This window comes from Alteromonas sp. PRIM-21 (assembly GCF_027563165.1).
Classification (GTDB): domain Bacteria; phylum Pseudomonadota; class Gammaproteobacteria; order Enterobacterales; family Alteromonadaceae; genus Alteromonas; species Alteromonas macleodii_A.
Genome location: NZ_JADOEK010000004.1, coordinates 155,130 through 171,798, shown reverse-complemented (window position 1 = coordinate 171,798; position 16,669 = coordinate 155,130). Strand labels below are relative to the sequence as shown.

Genomic DNA, 16,669 nt, shown 5'->3' with positions numbered 1-16,669 from the left:
ACAAAAGCTAAGGCGTAAAAACGCCTTAGCTTTACTGTGTTTCGCATTCACTTATTAGTCTTGAAGACCAACAGTTACCCAACCCAGTGTCCAGTCAGACTCACCGTCGAATGCACCTTGGAAGTCTGTGCTATCAAAGAAAGCGTCCAAAGTAGAAGCGTCGAAGCCTGAACCTAATAAAACTGAATTGCTTGCAGGTACGAAACCTGTTGAATCAAAGCCAAGTGCTGCAGTGTCAGCAAGAACGCTGTTGCCGTCTTGACCTTCAAACCACGCTTGCGTGCTGTCTGTACCTATTGTATCTGAACCAAATGCGCTCGCAGATGAACATGCTACTGTTGAGTGCGTCACAGTTAGTGAACCTGCTGCTGCATTAGCAATTGACTCATCACCATTCACTCGTAAACAGTTGCTGTAGTTGTCGCCACCGGTAACCACTAGGTTTTTGATTGTTCCCGCTGTACCGTTGCGAAGACGTACACCGTTTGTAGTGTCTGCACCTAAAATGGTTACGTTAGATACTGTTGGTGTCGTTAATGGTGTCCACGCAGGGTTATCTTCGTTGTTGTCAGCTTCGAAGGCATTGTCGCCGCCCGCTGCATCTTGCTTGATAACTACGTACTGCGCCTTACCTGTCCAACCAAATGACCAGTCTAGAGAATCATCACCGATAGCAGTTAATACCAAGTGGCTTACGTTTACTGTACCGCCGAAGAACTCAACGCCATCATCTAGGTTTTGGTGAACCTGGATGAAGTCAACTTCAGTGCCGCTACCCACACCCGCAAATGAAATACCGTTTAGCTCATCGCCTGCCGCAAGTGCTTTACCTGCGTGCTTAACAATAACGTAGCGTAGTGTACCTGAGTTATCTTCGCTATCTGCACCACCATATAGGCCCGCATCACCTTCTGCAGCTACACCACAGTTAGCAAGCTCTGCTTCAGACGTGTCAGCGTCGTCGCCTGTGTTACATAGGTTTGTTGGTGCGTTGCCCAGAATAACCAGGCCGCCCCATTGACCGATGGCTGTTTCGCCGCCAGTCATATCTTCAGAAGATGTGAAGGTAATTGGCAATGTTGCAGTACCAGACGCTTCAATTTTAGAGCCACGACGAACAACTAGGAAATCATCACCGTCTTCGCCGAATACTGTCGTACCGCGCTGAATGTAAAGCGTCGCGCTGTCAGCATTGTCGTTACCTACCGCTGTACGACCTTTAATTAGCCAGTGAGCATCGTTAGTTAGCGATACATCAGCAGTAAATACGGTGTCAGCTGCAAGCTGATACACTGGCTTGTCAGTGATATCAGGGAAGCTAGCAGACACGTCAGTCGCCAAGCCTTGCTCTAGTGCAGTCGTGACGTCAGCCGGAATGCTATCGTTTACCGCAACAGTCCAACCGTCCATCCAGTTGTTGTCACCGTCAAATGCCCCGATATAGTCAGTTGCCGCGAAGAAGTCATTCTCTTCTGATACATCAACGCCCGCACCAAGAAGTGGAGAGCCAGAGCGTGGTGTAAAGCCATCGTTAGAAAGCATTAGCGCGTCAGCAGTAAGTACACTGTTGCCCGTTTGACCTTCGAACCATGCCTGAGTAGTACCGCCACCAATAGTGTCTGAACCAAAGTTATTGCCTGATTCACAAGCAACCACTGAATGTTCTACAGAGAGCTCGCCAGATACTGCGTTAGCAATTGACTCGTCGCCGTTAACACGTAGGCAGTTAGAGTAGCCTTCACCAGCAGTAACAACCAGATTGCGAATGTTACCCGCAGTACCGTTGCGTAGACGCACGCCGTTAGTTGTGTCAGCGCCAACGATAGTCACGTTAGAAATAGTAGGCTTAGTAAGTGGAAGCCACGCTGGGTTGTCTTCGTTGTTATCAGCTTCAATAGCATTGTCGCCACCAGCAGCTGACTGTTGGATATAAACGTTTTGCGCGTTACCTGTCCAACCGAAAGACCAATCTAGCGAGTCATCACCGATATCAGTAAGCACAACGTTACGCACGCTAACTGTACCGCCAAAGAACTCAATACCGTCGTCCAGGTTTTGGTGAACTTGAATGTACTCAACTTTAGTGCCTGAACCGATACCTGCAAATGAAATACCGTTTAGCTCGTCACCCGCTGCAAGAGCGCGGCCTGCGTGCTTAACTACTACGTAGCGAAGTGAACCTGTGCTGTCTGCAGGGTTATTACCGCCGTAAAGACCCGCGTCACCTTCAGCAGCCACACCACACGCAGCAAGTTCAGCGTCAGAGGTATCTGAATCGTCACCGGTATTACATAGGTTAGTTGGTGCATTACCTAAAAGTACGATACCACCCCATTGGCCGATACCTGTTTCATCACCAATAAGATCTTGTACAGAGGTAAACGTGATAGGTGCACTTGCGGTACCGTTAGCTTCAATCATTGAGCCACGACGTACTACTAGGAAGTCATCACCTTGCTCACCAAATACAGTTGTACCTTGCTCGATGTAAAGTGTTGCGCTGTCTTCGTTATCGTTACCTACTGCAGTACGGCCTTTAATTAGCCAGTAAGCATCGTTGGTAAGGGTCACGTCAGATGTAAATGTGGTGTCTGCAGCGATTTCGTAAACTGGCTTGTCTAGGTCGAAGTCAGCCGATACGTCTGTTGCTAAACCTTGTTCTAGTGCGCTTGTAACGTCAGTTGGGAAACCGCCATTTACGCCTACCGTCCAACCTACGGTCCAGTCTGTGCCGTTAGGGTTGAATGCACCGATATATTGACCGCCGCCAAGTGCAACCGGAGAAGAGGCAGTAGGGAAGTAACCGTTGTCTTCAAGCATTAATGCAGACGCAGCTAAAACGCTGTTGCCGTCTTGACCTTCAAACCATGCTTGAGTAGTGCCACCGTTAATGGTGTCAGAACCAAAGTTGTTCGCAGGTGTTTCACACGCAACAATTGAATCAGTGATAGAAAGCTCGCCCGACTCAGCGTTAGCAATTGCTTCGTCACCATTTACACGTAGGCAGTTGTTTGCAAGTGCCGAACCCGTTACTAGAACGTTTGAAAGCACGCCTGCTGTACCGTTACGTAGACGTACACCATTGGTGTTGTCTGCACTAACAATAGTCACGTTTGAAATAGTTGGTTTAGTTAGCGGCAACCAAGACGGGTTATCTTCGTTGTTATCCGCTTCGATTGCGTTGTCGCCACCGTCAGCAGACTGTTGGATATAAACGTTAGTTGCGCTACCAGTCCAGCCAAATGACCAATCAAGTGAATCGTCGCCGATGTCAGTAAGTACAACGTTACTTACGTTAACTGTACCACCGAAGAACTCAATACCGTCATCAAGGTTTTGGTGAACCTGAATATAGTTAACTGTAGTGCCTGAACCAATACCAGCGAATGAAATACCGTTTAGCTCATCGCCTGATGCCAGTGCTTTACCCGCATGCTTAACTACAACATACTCTAGGGTACCTGAGTTATCTTCTGGATTATTACCTCCGTAGAGACCTGCGTCACCTTCTGCAGAAACACCACAGTTTGCAAGTTCTTCGTCAGACGTATCTGCATCGTCACCCGTATTACAAAGGTTGGTCGGTGCATTACCTAGTAGAACCACACCGCCCCACTGACCGATTGAAGTTTCTTCACCAGTAACGTCCTGTACCGATGTCATCACGATAGGCGCTGAAGACGTACCAGATGCCTCAATTTGAGAGCCACGGCGAACAACTAAGAAGTCATCGCCGTCTTCGCCGATGACTGTAGTACCTTCTTGAATAGTTAGTACCGCTGCATCAGCGTTGTCGTTACCAACAGCCGTACGACCTTTGATGATCCAATGAGCATCATTTGTTAAGGTCATATCTTGAGTGATAGTCAAATCAGTATCTAAACGATAAACAGGCTTGTCTGTAATCGTTCCTGAGAATTCGCTTGATACGTCTGTGGCAAAGCCTAGAGAGAACGGCGTATCTACATCAGGGGTAGTCGGTGTTGTTGGTGTCGTAGGTGTAGTTGGTGTTGTTGGAGTTGTTACTACTTCATCACCTTCATTAATATTGATGTCACCGCCACAGCCTGCAAGGACAAGCGCAGTCGTGATAGCACTTACCTTAAATATGTTACGAATTTCCATTAAATTCTCCAGATTTTTGTAATACGGATTCTAAGGTTTGCTAGAGAGTAAAGGAGATCGGTGACATTTTTGTTACAAAGCAAAAAACTTATCGAATTTATTTGAACTTTTTCAGCTTTGAACTAAAGGTAACGTAAAGCTATTACTTTTCAATTAGATAAAACAAAACTGATTAAAAATAAAACTAAAAGTTTGGCGTAAGGTGTTTAGTTTTTCGTTCGAAACCATTTGGTTATGACAGTTTTGTGACCTCGAGTGACAGGTTCTGCGAAATGAATACTGTTAAGGTTGGGGTCGCCAGAGGGCAGCAAATTATTCCAAAAAAGTGCCATCCCCTTTTTCGGGCTTACTGCAATATCTAGCTTGGTAAAGCGGGTGTGACCGCCGTCACATTCATCATTCAAGTAAATCATGCATGTCCATGTTCGCTGACCACGCGATAAACAATGCGCTTTGTACTGCGGGCTTCCTGGAGGAAAGAAGTCGTAGTGCGGTTTGTAATATTCCCCAACATTGTAGTGCTGGGCCTGAATAACTTCTCCTTCTCCCACGCCCAAACTAAGTGTTGAAACAATGCGACTATCAACGCTTTTGACTAGCTCATTACCAAGAAAGGCCAATTCACAAGTTGAAGACGTTCTAATGTCATTGGCGCTAGCGGCGCCCGCTAATTTAGAGGGTGCGAGTTTATCTTTGGTCAGCGCAACGATGTCGTCACACTCTTGGCTGCTTAAAAAATCTTGGTATGCAAACAGCTGAATGTCGCTGAATTCAGCAAGAGGCTTAGCCTGTTCCACGCGGGTGATAGCACTTTTTGCTAGCTTCTCGTAGAAATTTGAAGATGGGGAAAACTCATAATTAGCGGGCAAATTGGCGCCGAGCACTTTTTTAATAGTGCCGGGAGAAAAACCGTTTTCCACTAGGGTTGTGACGATAGTTGGCACAGCTGTCCCTGATAGCAGGCATTTGACAACCCATTGTTTCCACGCTGGCGGCATATACGACACAATTTTATCCTTTGCTTTTAACGGCGAGTAATGCGGCTTCTACTTTCGCTTTTCTATTCCAATAACCGGCGCTGGCGTACCAACACGTCTTCACGAATAGGGAAATATCCGTCTCTTAATACCTGCTGCTGCCCTTCTTGTGACAAGATATAGCGCAAAAACTCCCTTTCCAGAGTAGGTAAAGGCTCACCGGGCTTCTTATTTATCACCAAATAAAGAAAACGAGCAAACGGATACGTTTCGTTACGCACGGTGTCAATAGAAAGAGGGATTAAGCTATCTAGCGACTCACCTAGTGGCAGAGCGCGCACTCCCGCAGTTTTATAGCCGTAGGCGGCATAGCCAATTGCACCTGTACCGCTGGCCACAGACAATACTACAGAAGCAGAGCCAGGTTGCTCGTTTACCGTATTCTTAAAATCACCATCACACAGCGCCATCACTTTGAACAAGCCATAAGTACCTGATACAGAATTTCGGCCGTACAGCCTTATAGGGGAGCGATAGCCTACGTCGTTAACACCGAGTTGAGACCAATTGGTAATTGCCTTATTGCTGCCACAAAACTGGGTTTCAGAAAATACAGCATCAACTTGCTCAAGGGTCATCCCCGGCAGCGGATTGCGTCTATCTACAAAAATGGCGATGGCATCCATTGCCACTTTTAATACCGTTGGCGGGTAACCGTGGGTTCGCGTGAAGTCCCGTATTTCACTGGGTTTTAATTCCCGGCTCATAGGGCCAATGGTAGCGGTACCTTCAATAAGTGCGGGCGGAGCGGTGGATGAACCAGACGCCTGTATTTGAAAGCCCACCTGAGGGTAGAGAGTTTTGAATTCCTGTGACCAAAAGGTCATTAAGTTTGCCAGTGTGTCTGAGCCCACTGAGGAGATTTTTCCTGCCACACCGGGTTTACGTTCGTAGGCTGGTACTTGGTAAGTGCTTGAAGAAGAGGAAGCGCTTGGGGCTGTCTGAGGCGTCGCGAATATTTTAAGTGGAAACAACAGACCTATTGCCAACAGTAAACTTATAACACCGCGGTATAACCCATTCACTATGTTACGACATTTGCTCGCCAAGGTTTACTGCCTCTTAAGGTTACAGCTGCTCTGCAATTAATTCGTTATCCAAAACGAAGGAGAAGTTACTGCCCTCGCCCAACGTACTAGTTATTTCTAAACGGGAATTATGATGACTTAGCACGTGTTTTACAATGGATAACCCCAAGCCTGAACCGCCGGTTTTACGTGAACGTGCTTTATCCACACGGTAAAAGCGTTCTGTTAAGCGATTAAGGTGGTTCTGCTCAATGCCATCACCGTTGTCTACTACAGAAAACTGGGCGCCGCTCGTACCGAGACGCCAATATACGTTTATCTCACCACCAGCGGGGGTGTAATGAACGGCATTAAACACCAAATTAGAACAGGCACTGCGCAGTTCGGTTTCGACACCAAAGACATACAGCTCTTCATCAATGTGAAATTTTATAGCGTGGTTCTTTTCTTTATTGAGGGCCAGTGCTTCCCTTTCAACTTGAGCAAGCACAGCAGGAATATTCACCACGTTTTCATAAATACGTTCTGAGCTTGCTTCAATACGTGATAGTACTAGCAAATCTTCTATCAGGTTTTGCATACGGTGGGTTTGCGATGTCATTTCTTTCATCGCTTTGTGCATAAACGGGTCTGACGCTTCATCAACAGGAAGAATTTCTAAATATCCATTAATAACCGTAAGCGGCGTACGAAGTTCATGAGATACGTTCGCCACAAAGTCTTTACGCATCTCTTCCAGCTGAGATACTCGCGTTATATCACGGGCAATCAGAAGAAGGTGCTCGTCGCCATAAGGCATTATTCGATATTCGAAGGTTTTGTTGGGGTTAGTCGGCGACGGTACTTCAATAGGGTATTTGTAATTACCCGCGTGGAAGTACTGTATAAATTCAGGGTGACGCAATAAGTTGTCTATACGCCGGCCTGAGTCTTGAGGCCATTTTAAACCAAGATCTAAACGGGCAAGACGATTACACCAGATAATACATGCCTTTGAGTCAACCACTACCGCTGCATCTGGTAAGGCTTCAGACCCTTCTCTAAAGCGTTTAACTAACTCGCCAAGTTCTTTACGCTTGTTACGGTTTCGACGCTGAAGGTAATAAATACCTTCATAAATATGCTCCCACACGCCTCGTACGGTAGGAGGGGACATTTTGCGACTATGCCACAGCCAGCGGTTCAGCTTATAAAGGTGCCAATAGTTAAACAGCAGTAACAAAGTCGCACCTATGGCGACAGCGAATAACATATCATCCAGATACCACCCTACTAGCGCAAAAACCACAAGGAATAGCACTAAGCGCAAAGTACTTCTCAACCAAGAGAACGGGTAATACATGAAATAGCTCGCGTTGTTGAAAGTGGAAATAGGCGCACGTTAAGGTGGCGTATAGACGTGAAGGGAATGGCGTCATACCACTCTCTAAACACTACATCTTATTAAAGCTTAGTAGAAAAACGATAACCCGCACCGCGTACGGTTTGGATCATAGCATCATGTCCGTGGCGAGATATAGCTTTGCGCAAGCGTCGGATATGTACATCTACCGTTCTGTCTTCAACGTAAACATTGGTGCCCCACACATTATCAAGAAGAAGTTCTCGGCTGTATACTCGCTCTGGATGAGTCATGAAAAAGTGCAATAGCTTGAACTCTGTCGGCCCCATATCCAATGGCTCTTCATTAGCCATAACACGATGGGATACAGGCTCAAGTTTAAGTCCGTTAAACTCAATCGGCTCTTCATTTGACGTAGGTGTGACTCTACGCATTACCGCTTTGATTCTTGCCACTAGCTCCTTCGGCGAGAAGGGCTTAGTCACATAATCATCAGCACCAGCATCCAGGCCTCGAATTTTATCTTCTTCTTCGCCACGGGCCGTTAGCATGATAACGGGAATGTCACGAGTAAACTCGTGTTGCTTTAAACTTTTAGCCAGCTGTACACCGCTTCCACCCGGTAACATCCAATCCAGTAGGATTAAATCTGGGTAAGGCTCGCAAATTTTTTCCTGCGCGATGTCGAAATCTTCGGCTTCAATAATATTAAAACCAGATTGCTCAAGTACAAACTTAAGCATCTCACGGATAGGCGCTTCGTCCTCAACCACCAACACTGTACGAGACATCGTATTATTCCTGCTCATTTATAAACGCCGTTATTATTAATGTGGTCTGTGACAGTTTTATTAAAACGATTACATTAATGTGTCAAGTTTAATACGGTTATAAAACACGCTTCGCCCAAAGTTTATACATACAATCTTGTTTATTCATACAATTACGCATATTCTTGAATTGTCAAAAATATCTACACGTATGTAATTCAAAATAGTGCTCTCGCCATCAACGTGAGTATCATAAAAAGTCTGAAGTAACAGGGGTGTGTTTTTCTATGGCTGCGGTCAAGACAGGGTTATCAAGGAAGCTCTTAGCAAGAGTATTGTCGGTATACTTTGCGCTCACACTTCTTGTGACAATAGGACAAATTTTTACAGAGTACCTCAGCACCAAAAATCACGTTGAAAGCGAGCTTCAAACGTTAAAAAACACCTTTTCTTCTAGTCTTACTCGCGCGCTGTGGGAGCTTAACAATGACCAAGTCCGAGCTATCGCAGAAGGATTAATGTCACTGCCTATTGTAGAAGGTCTGCAAGTTCGTGGTGAAAATGGTAATTACATTGCGGAGTACGGTATTAGGGTCCAGCGCTCACCCTCGCCTGTCGACCAAGAGCTGATAGAGGATCATCCTGGAGGTGTTTTTAGCTATAGCTTTCCACTCGTTTTCAAATTCTCTGGCCGTGAGTCTACCGTTGGCGACGTTACTTTATACTCAAGTTTCGACACTATATTTAGCCGCATTGAAGTAGGTGTCTTCTTTCTTATCGGCAACGCGATAGTGAAGACAGCCTTCCTTGTATTCTTGTTTATGACAGCCTTTCGCACAATGCTCTCAGAACCCTTACAGTCCATCACTGAGCAAATGGGCAATTTCGACCCTCAGCACCCGGAAGAGAGTAAGTTCAACATCAAATTGGATGATGATAACGAGCTATTGCAACTTAAAGAGTCGTACAACAACGTTATTGATGACCTTATCGTTTCAAATAACAAGTTGAATAATGCGCAAAGCGAGCTAACGCTAGCCAACAAAAAATTGGATGACCAAAACCTTATTTTGGAACAGGAAGTGGCAAAGAAAACCGCGTCTTTGTCACAAATCATGCTTGATCTAGAGCAGCAAAAAGACGAGCTTATCGCCCACCAGCGAGAGCTTCGCCAGGAAAACGAAAATCGCCAGTATATAGAAGCAGAGCTTCGCAAACGTAATCAAGAACTTGCAAGCTCAATGGAGACGCTTAACCAAGCACAAGAGCAGCTAGTAGAGTCAGAGCGCATGGCGTCGCTTGGCGGCCTTGTTGCTGGTATTGCACACGACGTGAATACACCGTTAGGCGTAAGCGTTACCGCAGCCAGTTTTCTGCAAGAGCGACTAAACAACCTGAAGACTGATTTTGAAGATAAAAGCCTGACCAGTAAAAATATGGCAAGCTTTATTGACGAAGCCGAGCAAACTGCGCTTTTACTCTTAAGTAACTTAGAACGCGCATCAGATCTTATCGCCAGCTTTAAGCAAGTAGCCGTTGATCAAACCAGTGAGACCGAACGCGAGTTTGTATTAGGCGATTACATCAACGAGATCATCCAGTCCCTTAAGCCGAGTTTCAAGCAAACCGAACATCAGATTAACGTAACCTGCCCTGACAATTTAGTGGTAACCTGTGCCCCTGGCGCTATTGCTCAGATTGTTACAAATATGGTCGTTAACTCGCTTATGCACGGCTTTGAAGGCAAAACCGCTGGCACGGTAACCCTTGATGTAAAAGAAGAAGGTGATAATGTTGTTCTTTACTATAAGGATGACGGCAGGGGTTTAAGTGAAGGAGAATTAAGTCAATTGTTTGATGCTTTCTTTACTACTAAACGAGGCCAAGGTGGCAGCGGTCTGGGCACACATATTATGTATAATCTTGTTACGCAGTCACTGCATGGCCATATTGAAGCTGACAGTACACTCGGCAACGGCTTACAGTACACCATTCGTTTTCCCAAAAAGAGTGTGTAACCCTTTTTACTATTTTCAATTTGGGGCGCGCACTGCAAGCGCCCTTTTATGTATCTAATAACCCTTTATTGAATTGCACCGCAAGTCTTACGTTGGTACGCTTGCGCCCTATTTTTATTAAGAGAATGCTTACACTATGTGGTTTAAAAATGTAAAAGCCTATCAAATTACTCAGCCGCTATCGCTAGACGAGGGCGATTTAGAGCGCGCGCTTAACGAGCATGCTTTTCGCCCATGCGGCAGCCAAGATTTGGCAACCATGGGTTTTGCCTCTCCGTTTTCTCAGGCTGGTAAGCAAGGCACCATGTTCCATGTTGTTCAACAGCGTTTTTGGATAACGCTAAAGAAACAAGAAAAGATTTTACCCGGTGCTGTGGTCAATGCTGAGCTTGACGAAATGGTGGCTAAGATTGAAATGGAAACCGGTTCGCCAGTTGGCAAAAAAGCTAAAGCTGACCTCAAGCAGGAAATTCAGACACGCTTGCTGCCACAGGCCTTTACCAAAAACACCTACACCCACGGCTTTATCTCGCTTGCCGACAACTTGGTAGTGGTTGATGCATCATCTGACGGCAAAGCCGAAGCCTTTTTGGCCATGGTAAGAAAAGCCATAGGTTCACTCCCAGTAGTGCCCTTTACGCGAAGAAGTCTTCAAAGCGAACTTACGCATTGGGTTACTGAGTCAACACCAGAAGGTGTAGGGCTACTCGAAGAAGCTGAACTTAAATCTACCGACGACACAGGCAGCGTTATTCGCTGTAAGAACCAGCCGCTTGATAGCGAAGAAATCAGTATTCACCTTGATGCGGGTAAACTGGTTCAAAAAGTCGCGTTTGAATATGCAGAAACCCTAACAGCTATTATGTGTGAAGATGGCGCCATTAAGCGTATTAAGTTCACCGACCGCATTAAAGAAGAAACTGACGACGTACCAAAAGATCAGGTTGAAGCACGCCTTGACGCAGAGTTTGCGTTAATGTCAGCAGAGATTTGTACGCTGCTGAACTTCCTTCGTGGTGCGCTTAACCTTAACGACGATAGTTTGTAAGCGAGCGACCAGTACAGCACAACCTATTCTCTAATTTCAATTGAGCGTTTAATTCAAAGCCTAATCACTATTACAGTCATTAGGCTTTTCACAAATATCCCCAGAGTCCCCTTTCTAATCAGCTTACTTTTGTAAAAGCGGTTCATACGAAAGCTCGCAAACCGCTAAGAGAAAGTTATTTAATTGCTTTAAACAGGATAGTGGATTACCACAATAAAGCGCGTTTCTCCCGCTTCGTCTCGATAACCGTGGGGCTGGTCTGCGCGTAATATACATTGCTCTTGCGCTTGATAGGTTTGCCATTGACCATCTTGCAAAACCCCTAACTTTCCTTGTAGTACGTGAATATGCTCGGTGACGCCAATTTGGTGAGCTGAAGAATGCTGCTCATGAAAGTCTGTTAAGCATAGTTCGAACATTTCAAACTGGGTGACTGAGTTAAAGGGAAATAGCGTTTTTATGGTTACGTTTGGGTCGTTAGCGAACTTGTTATCGGCGTGTTGAGACGAAGGTGCTGTTTCATCACCAGATAAGAAAGAAGAAAACGAACACGCAAGACCTGTGGCTATTTTCCATAAGGTAGCGATGGTTGGGCTAGACTCACCTCGTTCTATTTGCCCAAGCATAGCTTTCGATACGCCCGTCAACTTCGCTGTTTTATCAAGAGAAAGTCCCCTAGCTTTGCGAACAGTCTGCAGGTGCTGTGCAATACTTCTTGAAATAGCAGAAGGCTGCCCATTTGCTTTTGTCATGTAATGAAGGCCTTTTATTTTGTCGTTGATGTTAATAAAGCGGTTGTGCGCTATAACGCACAAATGTTAAGTTACTTATTGTACGTTATAGCGCACAAATAGGTAGAGTAGCACATTCGATAGACACTAAAAGCGTACTTTTATCGCTCAGTCATTTTTAAAATTGAAATTCCATCACGAGGGTTTTCATGAGTAAATGGAAGTTAAGTCATATCAGCGCAGGGCTTACCGCCGTTACGGTAGGTTACAGTAGTTCTGTTGTCATTATCATTGATGTAGCACGCAAAGCCGGCGCTAGCGATGACATGGTAATAAGCTGGTTATTCGCGCTTGGTCTAGGTATGGGTATTACCTGTATTTTGTTTTCGTGGCTATCCAAACTGCCCGTTGTTACCGCTTGGTCTACCCCAGGTGCGGCTTTTTTGTTAACCAGTATCGGCGACTATAGTTTAAACGAAGCCATTGGTGCTTTTGTAATATGCGCAATGCTTTCACTTGTAACAGCGCAAAGCCGGACTTTACTTAAACAAATTAGTCGCATTCCTCCAGCCATTTCATCTGCACTTTTAGCCGGTATTCTCTTACCTATATGCCTAGCTATATTTACCGATGTTAACGAAGCGCCGCACCTAGTCGCGTTATTTATTTCCGCTTACCTAATAGGAAGCCGACTATTTCCCCGCTATCTGATGCTGTTGTTGCTGGTTATGTCGGTGGGCATTAGTTTGTTTATGGGTGGTAGTGCCAGCGGTGTTGTTGCTCTACCAACTACCTCACAAGGGCTGTCATCAATATTTACCCTGCCCGAGCCAATTTGGGTAACGCCTACTTTCTCTCTTAGCGCCGCCGTTGGCTTAGCCTTTCCTCTTTTTCTAATCACCACGCTTTCCCAAAACTTGCCTGGCATAGCTATTCATCACGCACATGGCTATGCGCCCGACCATAAGCCTATCTTGTCAGGCATTGCCGTTATACAAGGTCTATTAGCACCTTTTGGTGGCTTTACCTTTAACCTAGCTGCTATCACAGCAGCACTGTGCATGGGTGAGCAAGCGGATAGTGAAAAGTCACAGCGCTATAGAGCCGCCATAGCGGCCGGCGTGGCGTATTTATTTATGGGACTTTTAGCGTCTGTGGTCGTTGCGTTATTTGTCAGCATGCCCAGTATCATTATTCACCTACTTGCAGGGCTCGCACTTTTAGCTACGCTGCAAGGTTCTGTAGTTCGCGCTATGGAAGTAGAACATCACAGAGCTCCAGCGCTGCTCACCATGCTGTGTACGGCGTCAGGCTTTAGCTTATTTTCTATGACTTCAGCGGTGTGGGGATTGGGGCTAGGTTTACTATTGCTGTATGTTCAAAAGAAACCTGCTAACGCATAGTGTTGCTTATTAAGTGCTATACCTGTAGCTAACCGACATAACTAAAAGGCCGATACATTTTGAAGATTCACTTCTGTATCGGCCTAACACTACTGTGTAGATTTGGGAGGTTGCTTAAACGCTTAACTGCTTATAAGAAAATTTGCTTCGCGGCGCTTGTTAGCTCTTCGAACTCATCTGAGTGAAGCTCGCCCATATCTTCAACCACACCACGTTGTATAGCTAAGTTCAAAATAGCGTCTTTCTGGCTACCTGCCGCTCCCGAGACTGCCGCACCTACACGAACAAAGTCAATATAGCTTAGCTCATCAGGAAGATAGCTTAAGTCTTTCCAGTTTTTCGCTACATTAACGAAGCTTTCACCAAAGCCCCATTCTCTCATTATGCTTGCCCCAATGCGGCCCGCTAGTTTATCGATTGCCACTTCAAGGAAAGAAGGATTAGCAAAAACCTCAGGGTGACGTTCAGCTTCGGTCAAAATAGGCAGTACGCCAATGTTATGTACCAATGCAGCTAGGGTCATAGTATCCATGCTCATTTCCCGCTTTTTGGTGCGGGCTATGTAAAGCTGTAATACCGCCATTGCACTGGCAACTATGTTTACCGTATTCGCCCATTCCTGTTGCAAATAACGAGCAACTACATCGTTTTTAGATACGAACAGCTGCTCCATTGCCAGTGCGGTAGAAATATTCTTAATTTGTCGCAGACCAATACGCGTTACCGCCTGACTAATGGAGGTAACTTTAACACTGCGCCCCATATAAGCACTGTTTGCAATTTTAATCATTCTTGCACTAAGTGATGGGTCTTGCCCGATTACCTCACCCATAGCATTAAGATTGATGTCAGGGTCATCTGCTGCTTTACGGACTTTTAATGCAATAGCAGGAAGTGTTGGAAGGACCAGTGTGTCATTGTTTATTTTTTCAACCAAAATAGTTGAAAGCGCGTTCTGTGTAGACATATTTCTACCCTTAGAAAGTTCCAAATTGCCTTGATAAGGCGATAGTTTGCGTTACCCGTTATCCACCTAGCCAACATCAATCCCGATGCGCCAAATAAATCGAGTATTTGTGCGTTGCATTCCCTGCGCTTATTCACATAGGCCTCTATGATTCACGCTAAAATACAAACCGTTTATTGTTTTATTATGGTATTTCTATCACCATACTATAGTAGCTCTCTAGTTTCGACCAACTAAAAAAGACAGGCTTAATACGAATGTTCAACGACCGCATAAGCACAAGAGCTTAACCAAAGTATAGACAACAAGCAGCAAACCACTATTGATATTAAGCAAATAATTTTCATACTTTTGTATAAAATCAAAAGCATAGCTATAGTGAGTTACGCAAACACCTCCCCACATACTTAAATCAATACGGGAAAACGACACGGTAAACCTTATGATTAAAAAAACGACTTCGACTTATTCGCCTATTGCTGCTGCAGTAGCAGGGCTATTTATGCTGACCGCCTGCAGCAAAAGCGCCGATACAACGCAAACTCAAACGGCAAAGCCTGAAACCGATACAGCGCAAACCTTACTTGTAGACGAGTCTCGCTTGTCTATTTATCACGGTGTAGATCTTACCAGCGATTTATCACACCTTAGTGACAACCAGCATAAAATGCTTTCGCTTTTGATAGATGCGTCGAAAATTATGGACGACTTGTTTTGGAAGCAGGCATTTTTTGAAGATAAAGATGCTTTTCTTTCCTCGATAAGCGACGAAAAGGTACGCCATTTTGCCGCCATAAACTATGGCCCATGGGATCGACTTAACGGCGACACGCCATTTATCAGCGGCTATGAAGACAAAGCCTTAGGCGCTGAGTTTTATCCTCATGATATGGAAAAGGAAGAGTTTGCTACGGCAGATTTTAACGACAAGCAAGGCTTGTATTCTATGGTGAAGCGCGATGAAGCGGGTAACCTTTATTCTGTGCCTTACTCTGAAGCATTTAAAAGCGAATTGATGAAAGCATCTGACCTACTAAAAAAAGCGTCAGAGCTAGCTGAAGACGAAAGCTTCAAGCAATACCTGCAACTGCGTTCTGAGGCATTGTTGTCTAATGACTATCTTGCGTCTGATATGGCCTGGATGGATATGAAGAGCAACCCTGTTGAGCTGGTTATTGGTCCTATTGAAAGCTACGAAGATCAACTCTTTGGCTATCGCGCGGCATTTGAAGCCTACGTGCTTATTAAAGATTTAGCGTGGAGTGAGAAGCTGGCGAAGTACGCCTCTTTCCTACCTGAGCTTCAGCAAGGCCTTCCTGTTGCTGATGCTTACAAAGCTGAGATGCCCGGCTCTGATGCCGACCTTAATGCATATGACGTTATTTATTACGCAGGCCACTCTAATGCTGGCAGTAAAACCATTGCGATTAACCTGCCAAATGACGAGCGCGTTCAGTTAGAAAAGGGAACCCGCCGTCTTCAGCTTAAAAACGCAATGCGCGCTAAGTTCGACACGATTTTGGTACCTATTGCAGATACGCTAATTGTGCCTGAGCAACGTGAGCACATTACGTTCGACGCCTTTTTCGCCAACACCATGTTTCACGAAGTGGCTCACGGTCTTGGCATTAAAAACACCCTGGACGGTTCGGGTACCGTGCGCGGCGCACTTAAAGAACACGCTTCAGCCCTTGAAGAAGGTAAAGCCGATATTTTAGGTTTGTACATGGTACAAAGCCTTCTTGAAAAAGGTGAAATTACCGAAGGTACGCTAGAAGATTATTACGTTACCTTTATGGCCGGAATTTTCCGTTCTGTGCGTTTTGGAGCAAGCTCTGCTCACGGCAAGGCGAATATGATTCGTTTTAACTTCTTTGCACAGCAAGGCGCGTTTGAGAAAACAGAAGACGGCATGTATCGCGTAAATATGGAGAAGATGGGCGCTGCAGTAGAGGCACTTTCTGAATTGATCCTGACTCTTCAAGGTGACGGCGATTACGACGGTGTTGCAGAACTTGTGGAAACTATGGGTGTGATCAAGCCTGACCTTGCGTCAGATTTAGCGCGCTTAGAAGCAGCCAGCATCCCGGTTGATATTCACTTTAATCAAGGTAAGAAAGTGCTAGGGCTTGCTGAATAAGTCAATCGATTTCACTTATTTACCTCATTTAGTGCAGCGTAAATAAAAATGCCGCCCTTT

General features: G+C 45.3%; 11 protein-coding genes. 4 read left to right on the top strand and 7 right to left on the bottom strand.

The features are described from left to right. Window positions 1-54: 54 nt before the first annotated feature. From IW644_RS08535 to phoB, 5 genes are all read right to left on the bottom strand, one after another. A complete protein-coding gene (locus IW644_RS08535; protein ID WP_269917249.1) occupies window positions 55-4,125 on the bottom strand; it encodes a beta strand repeat-containing protein in 4,071 nt (1,356 codons plus the stop codon). A gap of 206 nt (window positions 4,126-4,331) precedes the next feature. Next, window positions 4,332-5,123, bottom strand: a complete 792-nt coding sequence (locus IW644_RS08530) for a prolyl hydroxylase family protein (RefSeq protein ID WP_269917323.1) — start codon at window positions 5,121-5,123, stop codon at window positions 4,332-4,334. A 62-nt stretch (window positions 5,124-5,185) separates the two neighbouring features. Continuing rightward, entirely contained in the window at window positions 5,186-6,121 is a 936-nt protein-coding gene (locus IW644_RS08525; protein WP_333473849.1) for a PstS family phosphate ABC transporter substrate-binding protein, read from the bottom strand. A 109-nt stretch (window positions 6,122-6,230) separates the two neighbouring features. After that, window positions 6,231-7,532 (bottom strand): phosphate regulon sensor histidine kinase PhoR, encoded by a 1,302-nt coding sequence (phoR, locus tag IW644_RS08520; RefSeq protein ID WP_269917247.1) that lies wholly within the window; start codon window positions 7,530-7,532, stop codon window positions 6,231-6,233. 101 nt (window positions 7,533-7,633) lie between these two features. Next, a complete protein-coding gene (gene phoB, locus IW644_RS08515; protein ID WP_118490259.1) occupies window positions 7,634-8,323 on the bottom strand; it encodes a phosphate regulon transcriptional regulator PhoB in 690 nt (229 codons plus the stop codon). 266 nt (window positions 8,324-8,589) lie between these two features. Here phoB and IW644_RS08510 point away from each other — a divergent pair, with 266 nt between their 5' ends. Continuing rightward, window positions 8,590-10,320 carry a sensor histidine kinase gene (locus tag IW644_RS08510; RefSeq protein ID WP_269917246.1) on the top strand — a complete coding sequence of 577 codons (1,731 nt, stop codon included), beginning with the start codon at window positions 8,590-8,592 and terminating at the stop codon, window positions 10,318-10,320. A 136-nt stretch (window positions 10,321-10,456) separates the two neighbouring features. Next, window positions 10,457-11,368, top strand: a complete 912-nt coding sequence (gene rdgC / locus IW644_RS08505; RefSeq protein WP_136780499.1) for a recombination-associated protein RdgC — start codon at window positions 10,457-10,459, stop codon at window positions 11,366-11,368. A 188-nt stretch (window positions 11,369-11,556) separates the two neighbouring features. Here rdgC and IW644_RS08500 read toward each other — a convergent pair whose 3' ends face one another. Continuing rightward, window positions 11,557-12,120, bottom strand: coding sequence for a helix-turn-helix domain-containing protein (locus IW644_RS08500; RefSeq protein WP_269917245.1), 564 nt, complete (start codon window positions 12,118-12,120; stop codon window positions 11,557-11,559). A gap of 188 nt (window positions 12,121-12,308) precedes the next feature. Here IW644_RS08500 and IW644_RS08495 point away from each other — a divergent pair, with 188 nt between their 5' ends. Then, window positions 12,309-13,502 carry a benzoate/H(+) symporter BenE family transporter gene (locus tag IW644_RS08495; RefSeq protein WP_269917244.1) on the top strand — a complete coding sequence of 398 codons (1,194 nt, stop codon included), beginning with the start codon at window positions 12,309-12,311 and terminating at the stop codon, window positions 13,500-13,502. 130 nt (window positions 13,503-13,632) lie between these two features. Here the strand turns inward: IW644_RS08495 and IW644_RS08490 are convergent, their stop codons facing one another. Continuing rightward, a complete protein-coding gene (locus tag IW644_RS08490) occupies window positions 13,633-14,469 on the bottom strand; it encodes an HDOD domain-containing protein (protein WP_179982382.1) in 837 nt (278 codons plus the stop codon). Window positions 14,470-14,914: 445 nt separating this feature from the next. On the opposite strand from IW644_RS08490, the gene IW644_RS08485 reads away from it, so the two are divergent. Next, window positions 14,915-16,609: a dipeptidyl-peptidase 3 family protein gene (locus IW644_RS08485; protein WP_269917322.1), complete on the top strand. Its 1,695-nt coding sequence runs from the start codon at window positions 14,915-14,917 to the stop codon at window positions 16,607-16,609. Window positions 16,610-16,669: the final 60 nt, after the last annotated feature.